Here is an 18,020-nt window from a genome sequence, read left to right as displayed (position 1 = left end):
GCTCCGGTCATCCCATATGCCCAAGGCCAGCTATCGCGATCTCGTCCAGCCCTCGCTCCTGGACCGTCTTACCGACGGCGGGGAGGGAGTGTCCGAGGACGGCGGGCGCACCTTTTCGCTCTCGCAGTTGCGCGTCGTCATCCTGCGCGACGTTTCCTGGCTGTTGAACGCGACTCCGCTGGGCTCGTCCGTCGATCTCACCGCATATCCTGACGTCGCGTCCGGTGTGCTGAACTACGGCGTGCGGCCGCTGGCCGGGCAGGGCGGCGGCACCATGGACCGCGGCCACTTCGAGCGGGCGATCCAGGAAGCGCTGAACGTGTTCGAGCCCCGCCTGATGAGCGGAGTTCAGGTCAAGCTGCTTCCGGCCGGCTCCAGCGACACCACGCTGGTCTTCATCATCGAGGCCGATCTGTGGGCGGAGCCGGTGCCGCTTCGCCTAAGGCTCCGGACGGAAGTGGACCGGGACCGCAACACCGTCAGGATAGCCGAGCAACTTACCGAGGCGGAGTAGATGAACGAAACGTTCCTGCGCTTCTACAATCAGGAGCTTCGCCACATCAAGGAGATGGGAAGCGAGTTCGCCCGCTCCTTTCCCAAGATCGCCGGCCGGCTCGGCATGGACACGGCCGAAGTCTCCGACCCCTATGTCGAACGCCTGCTCGAAGGCTTCGCCTTCCTGGCCGCGCGCGTCCAGCTCAAGCTCGACGCCCGTTTTCCCGTGTTCACCCAGCACCTGCTGGAAATGGTCTACCCCCATTTCCTGGCGCCGACGCCGTCGCTGGGCATCGCGCGGTTCGATCCGGACCGCGAGGGCGGTCGGCTGGAGAACGGCTACGTCATACCGCGCGGGACGTCGCTGGTGGGGCAACTGGCCGCCGATGCCGTTACCCAATGCGAGTTCAGGACCGCCCAGGATGTCCATCTCTGGCCGATCACGGTCGCCGCCGTCGATTATTTCGCGGCGGCAACCGAGCTATCGGGACTGGCGATCGACAGGCGGCATCGGATGGCGGCCGCCCTGCGGGTGAGGCTTCGCACGACCAACGGCATGCCCTTCGACCGCCTGAAGCTGAAGTCGCTCCGGATCTACCTGCCGCCGGCGGGCGGTACCGGCGGGGCTCTGGCCGAACAGCTCCTGGCCGATGTCACGGCTGTCGTCGCCCGGCCCACTGTCCGGCCCTCGCCCTGGCAGGAGGTGATCGCCGCCGCCCATGTCCGGCATGCCGGGCTCGGCGACGATGAGGCGCTGCTGCCCTTCCCGGCACGGTCCTTCACCGGCTATCGGGCATTGCAGGAATACTTCGCCCTGCCGGAACGGGCCTTGTTCGTGGAAATCGGCGGGCTGGCGGACCCCGTTCGATCGTCGAGCGGCGAGGAACTCGAACTCGTCTTCCTGCTCCGCCGGATCGAGCCACGGCTGCAACGGGGCCTCAGCCGGGATTCCGTGGTCCTGTTCGCCAGCCCGATCATCAACCTGTTCGAACGGCAGGCGGATCGTGTCGTCGTCAGCGAGAGGACTTTCGAGCACCATCTTCCCGTCGATCGGGTCCGTCCGCTCGATGTCGAGGTGCATTCCGTCCTTGATGTCCAGGGTGAACACGACGACGGATCCACCGCCACGGTCTTCCGTTCCTTTTACGCCATCGAGGACCTCGAACCGAAAGCGGCCGGCGGCTCCTATTATACGATCCGGCGGGCACCTCGGCTGATCTCCAGCCGCGAGCAAAGGGAAGGGCGGCGGACATCGTATGGGGGGAGCGACGTCTTCGTCTCCATCGTCGACGCTCACGCGGCACCCTACCGTCCCAGCCTGCGGCAACTGGCTGTCCGGTGCCTGTGTACCAACCGGGACCTGCCGCTGCTGATGCCTCTCGGTCGCGGCGAAACCGATTTCACCCTGGAAATCGGAGCACCGGTCGCCCGAATCCGCTGCATCGCCGGTCCCACCAGACCGCGCCCGTCGCCTGCCGAAGGAGAGGTCGCCTGGCATCTGATCAGTCATCTCTCGCTCAACCATCTGTCGCTCACCGATAGCGAGGACGGGGGAGCCGACGCCTTGAGGGCGCTGCTCCGGCTATACGCCGATCCCAGCGACGCCAGCGCCATGCGGCAGGTCGCGGGCACGCGCAACATCCGCTCGCGTCCCATCGTCCGCCGCCTTCCTTCGGGCGGGCTCGCGGCGATGGCGCGCGGCCTGGAGATCGAGATGGCGCTTGATGAGGCCGCCTTCGAGGGCATCGGTTGTTTTCCCTTCGCCGCGGTGCTGAACCACTTCTTCGCCCAGTACGTCTCGATCAACGCCTTCACGGAGAGCGTCCTGCGGACGACGCAGCGCGGGGAGATCATGCGATGGCCGATGAAACTGGGACGGCGGCGTCTGGCCTGATGCCCGACGCCGCGGTCCCGCCGATAAACGACGCCCTGTCCGAAATCCTCCGGGAGGCGAGCCGGGCACCCGAGAAATTCGATTTCTTCGCGCTGCTGCGCCGTATCGACGCCGGTTCGCCAACCGGTCCGAGGATCGGGGAGTCGCGCCATCCGGAGGAGGACCCGGTTCGGCTCGGCCAGTTCCCGAGCACGATCTTCCCGCCCCGCGCCCTGGAAAGCGTCAGGACGGACGGCGACCGTACCCGGATCATGACCTTCTTCTTCGGCCTGTTCGGTCCCAATGGTCCGCTGCCGTCGCACCTGACCGAATATGCCCATCAGCGTCTCCACAACGCCGGCGATGAAGCGTTCGCCCGCTTCGGCGACATCTTCCATCACCGCATGGCCTCCCTGCTGTTCCGCGCCTGGGCGGCGAGCGAGCCGACTGTCTCCCACGACCGGCCCGGCGACGATGCCTTCGCGGCCCAGATCGGCGCCTTGGCCGGCTATGGCATGCAGGAGCTTCGGGGCCGGGACGGGATGCCCGATCTGGCCAAACTGCACTTCGCCGGGCGCATCGGTTCCCACACCCGCAACGCCGAAGGGCTCCAGGCGATCCTGAGCGGCTTCTTCGCGATGCCTGTCGATATCCAGGAGTTCGATCCGAAATGGGTCGAGATCGCGCCGGGCCAGCGTCTGGCACTCGGCTCGGATCCCGAGAACGGAACGCTCGGCGTGACCGCCACGGTGGGCCGGCGCATCAGGTTGTTCCACCACCGCTTCCGCATCGTCATGGGTCCGCTGACCCTGGAAGAGTATGAGCGGCTGCTGCCCGGTGGCGAGAGCGTCGGCCTGACGGTGCCGTTGGTGCGCAACTATGTCGGCGATGAACTGGACTGGACGCTCGGGCTCGTCCTCCGCGCCGATCAGGTTCCGCACCTGAAACTTGGCCGTCAGGGACGGCTTGGCTGGACCACATGGCTGGGCCGCCGTTCGGACGAAAGCGATGCCGAGGATTTGACGCTCACGCCACTCCATTGGAAATCGTCATAAAATCGGTTAGCATTGAATAATACGCCGCCAAAATCCGCGTCGTGCCACACAGCTTTTCACTATCGAGTTAAATATAGTACTATCCAGCTGCAAATATGTCGAACTCGGACATGCACTTTCTAGACTTTGACGCCTGTCCTTCCGGGCTGCTATTCACCACCGAGCGTAGATCGTACGGACATGACCTGCATCCGGCCTTCGCGGTATTCGGACAGGCCCGCTCGATCTTCCGACAGGCAGCGCCGTCTCCCCATTCAGGAGCGGCACGGAACCTGTCCGGCAGCAAAGTGGAGACTCTATGGAATCGCGGCGACGAATGCCAGGAAGTGCCGAGGATTTGGAAACGGCTTCCGATGATCGGGCTTACGGCGGCGGCAGGTCGGGCGGAGACGAACCGAAGGCGGGCTACATCCTTGTCGTCGACGACGACCCGGCGATGCGGCGCATGGTCACCGGCTATTTCCAGGATCATGATGTTCCGGCCAGCGCGGTGGCCAACGGACAAGAGATGTGCCGGTATTTCAAAGGCGTTCACCCCAGCGCGATCATCCTGGACCTGCGGCTCGGCCAGGATAACGGGCTGGACCTGCTGAGGCAGATCAGATCCAGTTCCGACGTTCCCATCATCATCATGACGGGTCATCGGCGCGACGAGATCGATCGCGTGATCGGCCTGGAACTTGGCGCGGACGATTATGTGACCAAGCCCTTCAGCCTGCGGGAACTGCTGGCACGGGTCCGGGCGGTGTTGAGGCGCCAGGAGATGGGACGGGCGGCGCGGTCCCGCGATCCGGAGCGTGGCGGATACCGGTTCGGCGGCTGGCAACTCGAACGCCGCGCCCGGCAGCTTCTCGATCCCGCCGGCGCTCCGGTCTCGCTGACAAAGGGTGAGTATGCGCTGTTGCTCGCGTTCCTCGAAGCGCCGCGGCGACCGTTGACGCGCGAGCATCTGCTTCAGGCCACGCGGGTCCACGAGGACATCTTCGACCGCAGCATAGATGTCCAGGTTCTTCGGTTGCGCCGGAAGCTCGAGATCGACGCGAGTGCCCCTCGCGTGATCAGGACGGAGCGTGGCGTCGGGTATGTCTTCACACTCGCCGTCGAGCCATTTTGAACCCGACAAGACGAAGCCGCGATGTTTCTTGAGGAAACAACGCCGTCCCGCCTGCGCGTGAGCATGATATATGGGCAGCGAACGTCTCGCCGGGTTACAATTGTAACATCATGGTCCACAGCCGTGACAATCCCGTAACCAGTCGCCGTCAGTCTCCCGGGAAACGCCTCTTGTCGGAGAAGCAATGTTTTCGAAGGTGAAAGACGGTCCCCCGACAACAACAAAAACCAACGCGAGGACTTCGCGCCGGCGGGCGGTGCTCCGTCGCGCGACCGGCGTCTATGTGGCCGTCCTATTGGTTGGATCGCTCCTGCCGGTCCAGGTGCTGCCGCTGGAGCGGCATGCCGCCGCCGAAGAGCCGGTGTCGCCGGTCCCGGAGCCACGGCCGGAGGATCCGCTCAAGGTTTCGCTTGGCGAACGCCTGTTTGGAGACCCCCGTCTTTCGCTCGGCAATTCGCGAAGCTGTGCCACATGCCATGATCTGGGCGGCAACGGGGCGACCGCGAATGTCCGCGACAAGGCGCTCGACGGGTCCGACCTTCCGCTCAATACCAGCACCGTCTTCAACGCGGCGCTCAGCTTCCGGCTCAACTGGGAAGGTGGCTTCCGCACCCTTGAGGACCAAGCGCGGGCGTTGATCGAGAACCCCCGGATCATGGGCGGCGGCATCGACGACGCGGTTGGCAAGCTGAAGCGGGATCCTGAGATGGTTGGCCGGTTCCGCGCCGCGTTCGGACGTGATCCTGACGCAGCGGGACTGCTTGGTGCCCTCGCGGCATTCCAACGATCCTTGGTGACGCCCGGCGGCCGGTTCGACCGCTGGCTCGGCGGCGACGCGACAGCCCTGTCGGACGACGAGATCGAAGGGTATCGGCAATTCAAATCGCTTGGATGCGCATCCTGCCATCAGGGCGTCAATGTCGGCGGCAACCTATTCCAGCGGCATGGGATCTTCCATCCGCTCGCAGCGCCGGAGCCGGCCGTCCTGCGCGTACCCAGCCTGCGCAATGTCGCGACCACGCCGCCTTATTTCCACGACGGCAGCGCTTCGACACTCGACGTCGCGGTTCGCAAGATGGCCCGGGCGCAGCTCAATTCGGAGCTGACCGATCGGCAGGCGGAGGTGATCGTGGCGTTCCTGCGGACGCTCACCGGCGAGTTTCGGGGGCAGCCGGTCGGAGAACCGCGGTGAGAACCGGCTTGACAGTCACCGCCGCCGCGACGCTGCTGATCCTGCTGACCTGGGTGGCCTTGCGTGGCATGAGCGCCGAGGTGGGAACGTCCCAGGATGCCCTGCTGGCGATCGACCGTCTGGAGAAGGCGGAAAGCGCGCTTCATCGCGACGTGCTCAGCGCGCGCTCGGGCTTGCTGCGCAACTATGATCCCCTGGTCCTGGAAATCAACGAGATGCGCGACGCGGTGACCCGCCTGCGCGAAACGACTGGCCAATATCCCGAGATCGCCACCGCGATCGACGAGGTGATGAGGTCCGTCGACAAGTCCGAGGGATTGACGGAACAGTTCAAGAGCCGGAACGCGCTGCTGCAAAACTCGCTCGCTTATTTCATCGTGTTCGGCGAGCGCTTGATCAAGGAGGAGCGGGACAGGAACCGGGCAGCCCAGGTCAGCGGTCTGGCGGCCGCCATCCTGCATCTGACGCTCGACTCCTCCGCTCCAACCGTCGCGGATGTCGACGCGCGGCTCAGGGCGATGCAATTGGGCGGCCCACCGGCGGACGGCCCATCAGCTGGTGGCCCGCCAGGCTGGGAATCCCCCGCCTCCAAACCGTTGATCGAGCATGCCCGGATGCTCCGGAACCTGCTGCCGGAAACGGACGGCATCCTGAAGGAGATGTTCTCGTCGGCTGGAGGGCGTCATCAGGAGCGCGTCCGCGACCTTGTCGTCGCGCGCGCGGGCGCTTCGGAGAACGCGGCCGAAATGTTTCGGAACATCCTGTATGGCATGTCGGTGGTGCTGGTCTGCCTGCTGGTCTATCTCGGCATCCAGCTTCAATCGAGGGCACGGGCGCTTCGCCTGCGGGCAGATTTCGAGCATGTGATCGCGGGCATCTCGACGCGTTTCATCACCTCCCGGCCGGATGAGGTCCGCCACCACATCGAGCGTGCGCTGGAGGAACTCGCGGCGCTCATATCGGCGGATCGGGCCTACTTCGTCATCGAAGGCGATCCGCCGCAGGTTTACCAGTGGTCCGGCACTCCGGACACCCTGCCCGCCGGTTGGCCAGAAGGCGCCTTGGATCTCGCGCGGCGGTCGATGCCGGAGCAGGATGGGACCATCCACATCCCACGGGTCGATCACCTGTCCCGCGGAGGCGACATGGATCTCCTGGCGGCCGTCGGCCTGCGCGGCTGGCTGTGCATCCCATCCTTCAGCGACGAATGTCCCGGTGCCGTTCTCGGTTTCGATGCCATGCGCCAAGGCTCCCTGGCCCGGGGCGACGGATACGGCATGTTCCGCACGGCGTTCGACGCCATCGCCAGCGCCCTCGACCGAGAGACCCTCAGCCGCGAAAAGCAGCGGCTGGAGGCGAGGCTTCAGCAAGCCCGCCGCATGGAAACCGTCGGCGCGCTCGCCAGCGGGGTGGCCCATAACTTCAACAACATCGCTGGCGCCATCCTGGGGTACGCGGAGATAGCGCAAGCCCATGTGACACCGGAAAGCCGGACCGCGGCCAGCCTCGACGAGATCCGGCGCGCGGGCGAACGGGCACGAGACCTTGTCGACCAGATCCTCACATTCGGCCGTGCCGGAGCTGACAAGCGGGAACGGGTCCGTGTCCGAGACCTGATCGAGGAGACGGTATCGATGTTTCAGGCCTCGCTTCCAGGGCTTTCGGCCGAGGTCGAGGTGACGGTTCGGGAGGTTCCCCAGGAGATGGTCGTCCTGGCGGACCCGGCCCGGCTGCAGCAGGTCTTTCTCAACCTCTGCAACAACGCCGCACAGGCGATGGAGGGAACCGGAACCATTGAAATCGACTTGGATGTCCGTGCGTCGAAAACCGTGTTCCGGCACGGGCAGGACGACCTCGGCCCCGGCCAGTACGTGTCGGTTTCGGTCAGCGATGTCGGACGCGGCATGGACGAGACCACGCTGGAGCGCATCTTCGAACCGTTCTTCACGACCCGCCTTGCGGGAAACGGGTTGGGCCTCGCTACGGCGCGCCAGATCGTCCGGGAACTTGGTGGAGCCATAACGGTGCGAAGCGCGGCCGGCGAGGGAACCCGCTTCGAGATTTTGCTGCCCTACGCCGCACCGGCTCGATATCAGGCAGGACACATCCAGAGCCGACCCTCCGCCACCACGACACGCCGTGGCGGCGGTGAGACGATTCTCATCCTGGATGGCGAGCGTGAACGCCTGCTCCGGAACGAGGAGATCCTGGCGGCGCTCGGCTATGAACCGGTAGGCTTCACCGAACAGGCCGAAGCGGCGAAGGCGTGCCGATCGGCGCGAATGCGGTTCGATGCCGCCTTGGTCTGCCATCCCCAGAGAACCGCGATCGAAGGCGCGGCTATTCTACATCGGGCGGCGCCGGGCTTGCCGATCATCCTGGCGACAGGGTCGGCGCGCGGTATCGACGCCCCGGCCTTGGCCGCCGCCGGCGTGACCGACGTGGTGCATTGTCCTCTGGTCACAACGGAACTCGCGGGAGCACTGGCACAGTGCCTGGAAAGCCGGATTTCGCCCTGACGGCGCGAGGCCGTCAGGGGAGATGCTTCCCGCGCCTCAACGTGGCGCGTGCGCCTCATGCTTGGCGGCCCTGTCGATCACGTCCGCGACGGCTTTGGGCTGCGTCAAGAAGACGGCGTGGCTGCCCTTCACCTCCTCGGTGTCCGCTCCCATGCGTTGCGCCGTCTTGCGCAGGAGCTTCGGATCGATCGCGCCATCTTCCGTCGCCACGACGAACCAACTGGGTTTGACCCGCCACGCCGCCTGCGTGACCTTGGCTTTGAAGGCCGACATCGCGATCGGCACCTGGGAGTCGCGCATGAATGCCGCGTCGGCGTCGCTCGTGTCGGCGGCGAAGCCGGCTTTGAACTTCGGACCGTTCACGAAACCGAACCCGTCCGACTGCTCCTCGATGACGAAGTTGGGCGGCGGCGGGATCTCGGCGAACTGGTCGAGCGTCGACTCACCGGTATCCGGCGCGAGGGCGGCGACATAGACCAAACCCGCCACACGGGGATCGGAGCCCGCCTCGGTGATGACCGTGCCGCCGTAGGAGTGGCCGACGAGGATGACCGGACCATCCTGCCGATCAAGCACGCGGCGGGTCGCCGCGACATCGTCGGCGAGCGACGTCAGCGGGTTCTGGACGATGTTGACCTTGTATCCTCGAGCGGTGAGTTCGTCATACACGCCGCGCCATCCCGAACCGTCGGCGAAGGCGCCATGCACCAGCACGATGTTCCTGACAGGTTGTGCGGAAGTGGAGGGGAGGGTGGGCTGCGCCTGAACGGCGCCAGCGCCGACGACGCTTGCAGCGACTGTCAGGGCGGCAAAGAGGTTGCGCGTTTTCGTGATCAACGTTGGCTCCTTCATATGTAATAAATGTTATCGCGATAACTACTTATATAGCTCAGTGGACAAGGCGCGTCCAGCACAATATTTATCGTGATAACAATTATGTCGGACGTGCTATATGGATGGTGAGGAGTCCATCATGTCCGATAAACCCAACCGCCCGGTGCCCCTCGAGGATCGGCTCTGCTACTCCGTCTATTCGGCGGGCCTGGTCATCCAGCGAGCTTAGAGTCTGTTTGTAGACGTCAGGCGCTGATTTCCTGGGCAGCAAGGCGTACGAGGCGGGGGGACAGGATGGAGATGAAGGCGATCTGGATGAAGGCGATGAGGTGAGCTTCTGCCCGCTCAAAGATACTATTCAACCGAAGGTAGCAGTTGATCCATTCCAGCGAGCGCTCAACCACCCATCGAATCCCCTCCGGAGTGAAGGTTCCGCCATGGCCACCGGCGCTGGGTTTGACGGTGATGCCAAGCGCCTCACCGGCCTTGGACAGTCGCTGGCCGCGATAGCTGAGATCACCCCGGGCGGTTCCCTTGAAGCCGCGGCCGGCCAGCTGATGTAGCCCGGGACGATGCCCTTGCTGTCATGCCTGTAAGCTGGAGAGACGGTGATCGCCAGGGCGAAGCCGTACTTGTCTACGGCAAGATGGATCTTGATGCCCTTGATCTTCTTGCCGCCATCGAAGCCGCGCGTGAAGCAAGTCGGCGCCGACTGACAGGAGCGACTGTCGATGACGACAGCGCTGGGTACCGGTTTGTCGCCGCAAGCCTGCCGCCAAGCCAGGATCAGGCGGTCGAGCAGCCGGCGCCACAGACCAAGCCGGGTCCAGCGGGCGAACAGCGTGTACAGCGTGCCGAACGGGATGTCGCATAGGTGGCCAATAGCGCGCCACTGCATGCCGCAAAAGCACACGCACCAGATCGCCATAATCCCCTTGCGCATTGCCGCTCCGATCAATGGCGACTTCGGCCCGGAGCGGGTCGCCCGGGTGCCGTCCGCTGCCATGGCCGCGAGCTCCACCAGCACCGCGTCAACGAAGGCATCCCGGAAAGCATCCCACGAGGCCGGAGACGTCTTGGCGGGTTTGACGGCGGCACCCATATGCTGCTGATCCAGTGGCTGTTGGCGATGGCTGCGGACATAGCTCAGCGCCCTCTCGCGCGTCAGCCCTCATTCTCCTCAAAGTAGCATCACGAACAGCATCGGCTGGCACGACCCGTCTGCGAACAGACTTTCACAGCCAGAGGACTTCGCGCCGGTATTCCAGGTCTTCCAGAAGCGGTCGGCTCGGTCCCTGATGCACCACGCGCCCACGCTCCAGCGCGTAGGTGCGATCGGACAGGGCCAGCACGAGGTCGAGGTTGTGATCGACGATGATGATGGAAATCTCCCGGCGCAGCCGGTCGAACACCGTGAACAGCTCCTCGGTGATGGCGGGCGACAAGCCCTCGAACGGTTCGTCCAGCAGCAGCACCCGGACGTCCCCGTGCAGGGCGCGGGCGACGGCGACCATCTGCTGCTCGCCGCCGGAAAGGTAATCGGCCGGCGTGTCGAGACGCTCCCGCAGGCGCGGGAAGAACTCGAAGATGCGGTCCTCGTCCCAGTGCTTGCCGGCGCCGGTGCGCCGGCGCAGGCGGCCCAGCATCAGGTTCTCGGCGACGCTCATGCCCGCGAACAGGCCGCGCCCCTGGGGCACGTAGCCGATGCCGAGGCGGGCGATCTCCGGCGCGCTCAGGCCGACAAGGTTGCGCCCGCCGTATTCGATCGTCCCGCTGGCGGGAGGTGCCGTGCCGATGATGCCCTTGAGCAGCGTCGATTTGCCGGCCCCGTTGCGGCCCAGCAGGGCCACGATCTCCCCCTCGTGCAGGTCGAACGACACGTCGTTGATGATGTGGCTCTTGCCGTAGAACACGTTGACGTCGCGGGCCGCCATCACCACGGTGCTTGCGGCGGCGCTTTCCCGCCGACGGGCGGCGATGGCGGAGGTTCCGGAGCCGATATAGACCTCCTGCACGCGGGAGTCGGTGCGCGCGTCCTCCACCGTGCCATCGACCAGCACGCGGCCCTGGTTCATCACCGTCACCTGGTCGGCAATGCCGAACACCCGGTCCACGTCGTGCTCGACCAGAAGCACCGGGATGTGGTCGGCGATGCGCCGGATCAGCGCCGATATGCGTTCGCGTTCGGCCGCTGCGAGACCGGCCAAGGGCTCGTCCAGTAGTAGGATCGACGGCCGGGACGCCAGCGCTATGCCCATATCGACAAGTCGCTGCCCGCCATAGGACAAGCTGCCGGCCAAGGCCCGTTCGGTTCCGTCGAGCCCCATGAAGGTGATGATCTCGCGGGAATCCTCGTTGATCTCCTCAATCCCGTCGGCCCGCCGCCACGCGTTGAAGCGATGGGCGTGCCGCGCCTGGGACGCGAGGCGGATGTTTTCCGCGACGCTCAGGTCGGGAAAAAGGTTGGTGATCTGGAACGACCGGGCCAGCCCCGCCTGACAGATGCGGTGGGGCGAGAGCCCCGAAACCAGTTTACCGTCCAGCCGCACGGTCCCGGCACTTGGCGGGAACATGCCGGAAACCAGATTGAAGACCGTCGTCTTGCCGGCTCCGTTCGGGCCGATCAGCGCATGGAGCGTGCGGCTCCTGACGGTGAAGGACACCTCGCTGACGGCGGCCAGCCCGCCGAAGCGCTTTACCAGCCCCTCGCAGATCAGGGTCGCGCCGCCGCCGCGCGCGACCTCGCGGAGGAAGGCCGGCACCGTCGTATCCTCCTCCGCGCGCCGGGAGGAAACCCGGTTCGCCATGGCCGCTTCCTCCGCCGGGGGCGGGCGGATCATCGCCCACAGGCGCGCGCCGACGCCGATCAGCCCGGTCGGCGAGAACAAGATGAAGCCGACGAAAAGCAGGCCGAACCACAGCAGCCAGTTCGCCGTCCACATCGACAGGTATTCGCGGAACAGGATGTAGAAGACGGCGCCCAGTGCCGGGCCGAGGAAGCTCCGCATGCCGCCGATCACGACGATGGCCAGCAACTCGCCCGAGAAGGCGATGCTGGTCGGCTCGGCCGAGGCGAAGCGGTTCTGAAGCACAAACAGAGATCCTGCGAAGCCGGTGACGACCGTGGAGATCACGAAGGCCACCAGCTTGTAGTAGCGTGTCGGGTATCCTGAGAAGGAGGCTCGCTGCTCGTTCTCGCGGATCGCGACCAGCGTCCGCCCCAGCGGTGAGCCGAGAAGCCGCCACAGCCCCATGGCCACCAGAAAGGTCAGGACGCCGACCAGGGTGTAAAAGACACGCTGGTCATTGAGGTCGATGCCGAGCAGCATCGGCCGCTGGATGCCGCCGAGGCCGTTCTCGCCGCCGGTCAGCGCCGTCCACCGGAAGGCGGTGGCGAAGGTCATGGCCGTGAAGGCGAGCGTCAGCAGCGAGAAGTAGACGCCGCGCCGTCGTAGGAACAGGAACCCGGCGACCACGGCGAGGAGTGCGACGACGGCGACCGCTCCCAGTACGGGGGCGAAAAGGCCGCCGGGCGTCCAGTTCAACTGGATCAAGGCGGCCGCATAGGCGCCGATGCCGAACCATGCGCCGTGGCCGAAGGAGACGAGGCCGGTATAGCCGACCAGCAGGTTCAGGCCCAAGGCCGCGATTACGAGGATCAGGCAGATCGTCGCGCTGTCGAAGGTTAGGCCGATCGCCTGAAACAGAAATGGCAGGACGACGATGCCGATCGCGGCGACAACCAGCTCCACCGGTACGGGCGAGTTTTGCCGCGACACCGTTAGTGTCCGGGGAGTCGCGTTCTTGGCGTTGGGTGCGGTCTCTTTCTCCATGCTCATCGCCGGCCTCACTCAAAACGCATGATGCGCTCGCCGAACAGGCCGCGCGGACGGAGCAGCAGTACCAGGAGCATCAGCAGGTAGATCGACGCCTCGGATGCGGCCGGTACGAAGTGGATCGCCAGACCGCGCACGACGCCGACCAAAACGGCGGCGATCACGACGCCCCAGAAGCTGCCAAGCCCGCCGATGACGACCACCACGAAGGCGGCCGTTATGATCTCGGCGCCCATGGCGGGATGAACCCCGGAGATCGGGGCGAGCAGCACGCCGGCCAGGGCCGCCAGCCCGATCCCCAGCGCCACCACCGCTGTCATGATCGGGGCCAGCGAGATGCCGAGCACGGCGACCATGTCGGGATTCTGGACGCCGGCTTTCACCACCCGGCCAAAGGAGGTCTTGTTCAGCAGCACCCAGGTCCCCCCCACGGCCAGCGCCGCGACGGCCAACATGGCGAGCCGATAATAGGGAAAGATCATGTCGCCGACGAAGAGTTGACCCCGGATGAAGTCCGGGATCTGGAAGGGCAGGGGGGCCGCTCCCCAGACGATGCGGATGGTCTGCTCGATCACCATGGCCAAGCCGAAGGTGAGCAACAGGCCGAGGATCGGGTCGGAGCGATAGAAACGCTGGAACATGGTCCGCTCCAGCACTATACCGATCCCCGCCACCAGAAGCGGCGACAGGATCAGCGCCCCGCCGAAACCGAGATATCGTTCGATCTCGACGGCGAAATAGGCGCCCAGCGCATAGAAGGCGCCATGCGCCAGATTGACTATCCCGCCCAGGCTGAAGATCAGCGACAGGCCAAGGGCGATGAGCAGGTAATAGGCGCTGACGACGACGCCGTTGACCACCTGCTCCAGGACGAAGGGAAGCTCTTCCAAGGCTCGGTCCTCGCGGAGGGGAGGCGCGCATACGAAGCGGTCCGGCGCGGTGGTGCCGCGCCGGACTTTGGCATCACCCGAGGGTACAGGCGCTTTCGGATCGGATTGTCGCGATGCTCTCCAAGTCCTCGCCCGGACCGGGGACCGGGTCGCCAAGCAACAGCATGTCCCACTGGTCCGCCTGCTTGTCTCGAGGCTTCGGCCGGATCGAGTACATCTCGTTCATGAGCTGGTGGTCCCAGCTCCGGAAATAACCCTCGCGGCCCTTCAAGACGTCGAACTTGGCGCCGGATTCCAGATGCTGGACCAGGGCGTCACCGTCGGTCGATTTGGCCTCCGCGATAGCTCTCGCGAGGATCTTCATGCCAAGATAGTCGCCCCAAGCCTGATTCTCCGGCGGCTTGCCCCAACGCTTGGTGAAGGCGGCGGTGAAGGCCTTGGCGGTTGGGTTGTCGAGGGTGTGGTGCCAGATGGCGGGCCAGATCCCGGCGAAGGCGTCCGGCCCCGCGCCCCAGGCGGCGGCGGTATCGAAGCCCCCGCCGGCGAGCGGGAAGTCCAGGCCGTATTCCTTGTACTGCTTGATGAAGTTGGTGATCTGGTTGCCGGCCAAGTTGGATATGACGACATCCGGCCGGGCTCGGCGGATCTTCAGGATGAAGGGGCTGAAGTCGGTACTGTCCGTAGGCACCAGCTCGTTCTGTGTGAAGTCGGCGCCGTTCCTGTCGGCGTAGCGGCGGGACACCTCGAGCAGGTCGTGACCGTAGGCATAGTCGGCGGTCAGGCCGAACCACTTCTTGTCCTTGACCAAGTCCTCCCGCTTCAGGCTGTCCCCGACCGCGTTGATGTACATCGTGTTCGCGCCCTCGATATGGAACATGTATCGATTGCACGCTTTTCCACGCAGCTCGTCGGAATTGCAGCCGGTCTGGATGAACGGGACCTTTTCGCGGCTCGCCACCTGCGAGATCGCGAGGCCCGAGGCCGAGCTGATCTCGCCCAGGATGGCGATGACCTGATCACGGCCGATCATCCGGTCCGCCTTGGTCGAGGCGGTGGAGGGATTGACGCTGTCCTCGGCCAGCAATTCAATCTTGCGGCCGAGCACGCCGCCGGCGTTGTTGATTTCTTCGGTGGCGAGGGTGACGCCCATCACGGCGTACTCCCCGAGTGGGCCGAGGAAGCCGGTGCGTGGCGTCAGATGCCCGACACGGATGACGTCGGACTGTGCCCCGACAATCGCTGGAGCCCCAAGCGTCGCCAGGGCCGCCGCCCCGGCGGAACCCTTCAGGATCGCCCTGCGCGTCAATCCTTTCCCATAAATCATCGTTTCGCTCCCTAGTTGCGGTTGGCTGTTGTTTTGTTGCTTGTCCGCAGTTCTCGACTACATTCACCGCATGGCGATCGGGCGCATGGCAGTTCCCGCCAATATCCCGCGAAGGGCATTGGTGGACAGAATGTAGGTGAACTCGTAAACACGGGCGACCGCGAGCTGTTCCTGATTATGCAAATCCTCTCTAGGAATTTACACGACCGCCGGCGTGTTGCGCGGATGTGTGGGATCGCGTAAGGGACGGCCTGTTTCGATGCTCCGGATCCCCGTCTTCATGCCGCATGAAGCCAACGCCATCCGCCGCCACCATATTCCGCGGCCGAAGCGGCGCGTGACAAACTGGGCAGCGTATAACGAGGCGCCGCGGCAGCGGAGCAGTCTGACCGTCTGGTTCACGGCCGACGCCATTGCGGTCTGGAAAGCCGTGCCGCGCACAACGCCGGGCGGTCAGCCGCGGTACTCGAACGTCTTGATTACGACAGCTCTGATCCTGCGCGCTGTGTTCCGCTTGGCGCCGCGCCAGACCGAGGGACTGATCGGCTCGGTCCTCCAGCCGCTCGGCCTCGACCTGCCGGTGCCGAACTACTCCACCCTCAGCCGGCGGGCCGAGACGATGGACTTGCCGGCGCGGGCCCGCGCCACTGGTGGTCCGATCCACCTGCTGGTGGACAGTTCCGGCCTGAAGCTGAGCGGCCCGGGTGAGTGGCTGGCCGAAAAGCATGGTACCAGCAAGCGACGTTCGTGGCGCAAGCCGCATATCGGCTTCGACGCGGTGACTGGCCGGATCGTCGCCTCCATCTTGACCGGCCGCGATGTCGATGACGCCTCCCAAGTCGAGCCCCTGCTCGACCGGATTGCCGAGCCGGTCGAGGTTTTCATGGGCTACGGCGGCTATGATAGAACCGGCGTGTACACCGCCCTGGACGAGCGCCATCCGGATGCGGTGATGGTCGCGCCACCTTGCGCCGATGCCGTGCTCAGCGCCACGGCTGACACCGAGCCGACCCAGCGCGACCGACACATCGAAATGATCGGGGAGCGCGGTCGGCTGGGATGGCGGCGCATGGTTGACTATGGACAGCGCTCCCAGGCGGAGGTGGCGATGTTCCGGTACAAAAAGGTGATCGGTCGCGGCCTCCACGCCCGAACTCTGCCGACACAGAAGACCGAGGCCAAGGTCGCCTGCATAGTCATCAACATCATGACCGGCCTCGGTATGCCGGTGTCACGCCGGATCGCTTGAAACCTGCGGGAAAGGGCGAAATCCAATCACACCCTGATTTCTGCACCAAGGTCATCAGATATATCAGGCGTTCTGTTAAGATCCCGTGCCGGGGCTCGCGTGATCAACGCCGCCGCTGGCAGTCAGGAAGACTGCTGGGGTGCATGGATCCTGGCGTGTGGCGATGCGCGGTCCCTTTTGCTGGAGGCCGCGATGGCCAAGGTGGGTCAATGATCCCGCAGCCGGAGGCGACCTCGTGGACGGGAAAAGCTGGGTGTAATGCACCCCTGGACTGAGACATAAGAATAAGGGACAGTTCTCATGTCAGGAGAACGCATGTCCAAGAAGGGAGATCCGGTTTACAGCCGGAATATGAAGCTCGACGCGGTCCGCCGAATGGAAGCTGGAGTGAATGTCAGCGCTCTATCGCGCGAGCTTGGGGTGAAGCGCAAGCGGCTCCACGCGTGGCGCGATAGCTTTCGGGCGGGTGGTCCGGAAGGTCTCCGGCCGCGCGGCCGGCCCCGCAAGGTCATCGCAGCGCCGCCGGCGCCGGAACCAGCCCGGAGTGGGGAGTCCGCGCTGCCGTCAGCTCCGGCACCTCGCCTGGAGCCAACCGCGAAGGTGGCGCCTTCAGGGACGGTATCGGCGGCGGAGCACGCGGCGGCCCAGCGGCGGATCGCCGAACTGGAACGCACGGTCGGCCGCCAGCAGATGGAAATGGGGCCTTTAGGCAACGCCGGAGGCGGTATTTTTTTCGGCGAGCCTTGCGGCGGGTCGGGGACGCACGCCAGCCGACCGTCGGGTCTGGCGTGACGGCATCCACGCGGTCATCCAGGAAATGACGGCGGCACCGTCGCAAGGCGAACCCTCGATCGAGCGGATGTGCGCGCTCAGCGGCATCAGCCGCGCCAGCTACTACCGGCACTGGGAAGCCTCGGCGCCGCGTCAGGAGGAAACCGGCCTGCGTGACGACATCCAGCGTCTGGCGCTCGACAACAGACACTATGGCTACCGCCGGATCTCGGCGCAGTTGCGCCGTGAGGGCTGGTCGGTCAACCACAAGCGCGTGCTGCGCATCATGCGCGAAGACAACCTGCTGTGCCTGCGGACACGGCCGTTCGTGCCGGTCACCACGGATTCCCGCCACCCGTGGAAGGTCGTGCCCAATCTGGCGCGCGGCATGATCCCGAGCGGCATCGATCAACTCTGGGTCGCCGACCTGACCTACGTTCACATGGAAGAAGAGTTCGCCTACCTCGCGATCGTCCTGGACGCTCACAGCCGGCGGGTCGTCGGCTGGGCGCTGGAGACGCATCTACAGGCCAGTCTGGCGACCGCGGCGCTCGACATGGCGATCAGGACCCGGCAGCCCGCCCCCGGCAGTCTGATCCATCATTCCGACCGGGGGGTGCGGTATGCCTGCAACGATCATACAGCCCTGCTCGCCACCCATGACATCCAGGCCAGCATGAGCCGGATCGGCAATCCATATGACAACGCCAAATGTGAGCGCTTCATGAAAACCCTCAAGCAGGAGGAAGTTCACGCCAGCGGGTATCGCGACATCACCGATGCCCGCGCTCGGATCGGCACCTTCATCGAGCAGGTCTATAATCGCCACCGCCTACATTCCGCGCTCGATTATCTGCCACCTGTCGAG

General features: G+C 65.2%; 14 protein-coding genes. 9 read left to right on the top strand and 5 right to left on the bottom strand.

The genetic code is table 11. The features are described 5' to 3' along the window. The first annotated feature begins 16 nt into the window (after window positions 1-16). From tssE to N825_RS31430, 6 genes are all read left to right on the top strand, one after another. Entirely contained in the window at window positions 17-514 is a 498-nt protein-coding gene (gene tssE, locus N825_RS31455) for a type VI secretion system baseplate subunit TssE (protein ID WP_037460490.1), read from the top strand. Next, window positions 515-2,389 (top strand): type VI secretion system baseplate subunit TssF, encoded by a 1,875-nt coding sequence (tssF, locus tag N825_RS31450; protein ID WP_037460488.1) that lies wholly within the window; start codon window positions 515-517, stop codon window positions 2,387-2,389. Next, on the top strand, window positions 2,353-3,423 hold the full coding sequence (tssG, locus tag N825_RS31445) for a type VI secretion system baseplate subunit TssG (RefSeq protein ID WP_198038987.1): 1,071 nt from the start codon (window positions 2,353-2,355) through the stop codon (window positions 3,421-3,423). The genes tssF and tssG overlap by 37 nt, the downstream gene beginning before the upstream one ends. A 316-nt stretch (window positions 3,424-3,739) precedes the next feature. Beyond that, entirely contained in the window at window positions 3,740-4,537 is a 798-nt protein-coding gene (locus N825_RS31440; RefSeq protein WP_084165233.1) for a response regulator, read from the top strand. Between the two features lie 256 nt (window positions 4,538-4,793). Then, on the top strand, window positions 4,794-5,729 hold the full coding sequence (locus tag N825_RS31435) for a cytochrome-c peroxidase (protein WP_198038986.1): 936 nt from the start codon (window positions 4,794-4,796) through the stop codon (window positions 5,727-5,729). Then, window positions 5,726-8,248: a two-component system VirA-like sensor kinase gene (locus tag N825_RS31430; protein WP_037460485.1), complete on the top strand. Its 2,523-nt coding sequence runs from the start codon at window positions 5,726-5,728 to the stop codon at window positions 8,246-8,248. Before N825_RS31435 ends, N825_RS31430 begins: the two co-directional genes overlap by 4 nt. Before the next feature lie 36 nt (window positions 8,249-8,284). Here N825_RS31430 and N825_RS31425 read toward each other — a convergent pair whose 3' ends face one another. The 5 genes from N825_RS31425 to N825_RS31405 all read right to left on the bottom strand — a co-directional run bounded on the left by N825_RS31425 (window position 8,285) and on the right by N825_RS31405 (window position 15,132). Further along, window positions 8,285-9,085: an alpha/beta fold hydrolase gene (locus N825_RS31425; RefSeq protein ID WP_037460519.1), complete on the bottom strand. Its 801-nt coding sequence runs from the start codon at window positions 9,083-9,085 to the stop codon at window positions 8,285-8,287. Window positions 9,086-9,440: 355 nt separating this feature from the next. Beyond that, complete coding sequence (locus tag N825_RS39335) at window positions 9,441-10,184, bottom strand: transposase (RefSeq protein ID WP_051513723.1); 744 nt, start codon at window positions 10,182-10,184, stop codon at window positions 9,441-9,443. A gap of 133 nt (window positions 10,185-10,317) precedes the next feature. Then, complete coding sequence (locus N825_RS31415) at window positions 10,318-12,921, bottom strand: branched-chain amino acid ABC transporter ATP-binding protein/permease (protein WP_084165230.1); 2,604 nt, start codon at window positions 12,919-12,921, stop codon at window positions 10,318-10,320. Between the two features lie 8 nt (window positions 12,922-12,929). Further along, on the bottom strand, window positions 12,930-13,808 hold the full coding sequence (locus N825_RS31410; protein ID WP_037460482.1) for a branched-chain amino acid ABC transporter permease: 879 nt from the start codon (window positions 13,806-13,808) through the stop codon (window positions 12,930-12,932). 73 nt (window positions 13,809-13,881) lie between these two features. Next, entirely contained in the window at window positions 13,882-15,132 is a 1,251-nt protein-coding gene (locus N825_RS31405; protein ID WP_037460481.1) for an ABC transporter substrate-binding protein, read from the bottom strand. A gap of 280 nt (window positions 15,133-15,412) precedes the next feature. Here N825_RS31405 and N825_RS31400 point away from each other — a divergent pair, with 280 nt between their 5' ends. The 3 genes from N825_RS31400 to N825_RS31395 form a co-directional block, all read left to right on the top strand. Next, window positions 15,413-16,381: an IS5 family transposase gene (locus N825_RS31400; RefSeq protein ID WP_037460514.1), complete on the top strand. Its 969-nt coding sequence runs from the start codon at window positions 15,413-15,415 to the stop codon at window positions 16,379-16,381. Between the two features lie 315 nt (window positions 16,382-16,696). Further along, window positions 16,697-17,173: a helix-turn-helix domain-containing protein gene (locus N825_RS38260; RefSeq protein ID WP_198038985.1), complete on the top strand. Its 477-nt coding sequence runs from the start codon at window positions 16,697-16,699 to the stop codon at window positions 17,171-17,173. 25 nt (window positions 17,174-17,198) lie between these two features. Next, window positions 17,199-18,020: IS3 family transposase (locus N825_RS31395; protein ID WP_037460480.1), on the top strand; the 822-nt coding region annotated here is incomplete at its 3' end.

The organism is Skermanella stibiiresistens SB22, assembly GCF_000576635.1.
GTDB lineage: Bacteria > Pseudomonadota > Alphaproteobacteria > Azospirillales > Azospirillaceae > Skermanella > Skermanella stibiiresistens.
This window is presented reverse-complemented; position numbering and strand designations above follow the sequence as displayed.

Coding starts and splice junctions, on each gene's coding strand:
- N825_RS31400 (WP_037460514.1), top strand. CDS start 15,413: ATGCCGCATGAAGCCAACGCCATCCGCCGCCACCATATTCCGCGGCCG.
- N825_RS31440 (WP_084165233.1), top strand. CDS start 3,740: ATGCCAGGAAGTGCCGAGGATTTGGAAACGGCTTCCGATGATCGGGCT.
- tssF (WP_037460488.1), top strand. CDS start 515: ATGAACGAAACGTTCCTGCGCTTCTACAATCAGGAGCTTCGCCACATC.
- N825_RS38260 (WP_198038985.1), top strand. CDS start 16,697: ATGTCCAAGAAGGGAGATCCGGTTTACAGCCGGAATATGAAGCTCGAC.
- N825_RS31405 (WP_037460481.1), bottom strand. CDS start 15,132: ATGATTTATGGGAAAGGATTGACGCGCAGGGCGATCCTGAAGGGTTCC.
- N825_RS39335 (WP_051513723.1), bottom strand. CDS start 10,184: ATGGGTGCCGCCGTCAAACCCGCCAAGACGTCTCCGGCCTCGTGGGAT.
- N825_RS31415 (WP_084165230.1), bottom strand. CDS start 12,921: ATGAGCATGGAGAAAGAGACCGCACCCAACGCCAAGAACGCGACTCCC.
- tssG (WP_198038987.1), top strand. CDS start 2,353: ATGGCCGATGAAACTGGGACGGCGGCGTCTGGCCTGATGCCCGACGCC.
- tssE (WP_037460490.1), top strand. CDS start 17: ATGCCCAAGGCCAGCTATCGCGATCTCGTCCAGCCCTCGCTCCTGGAC.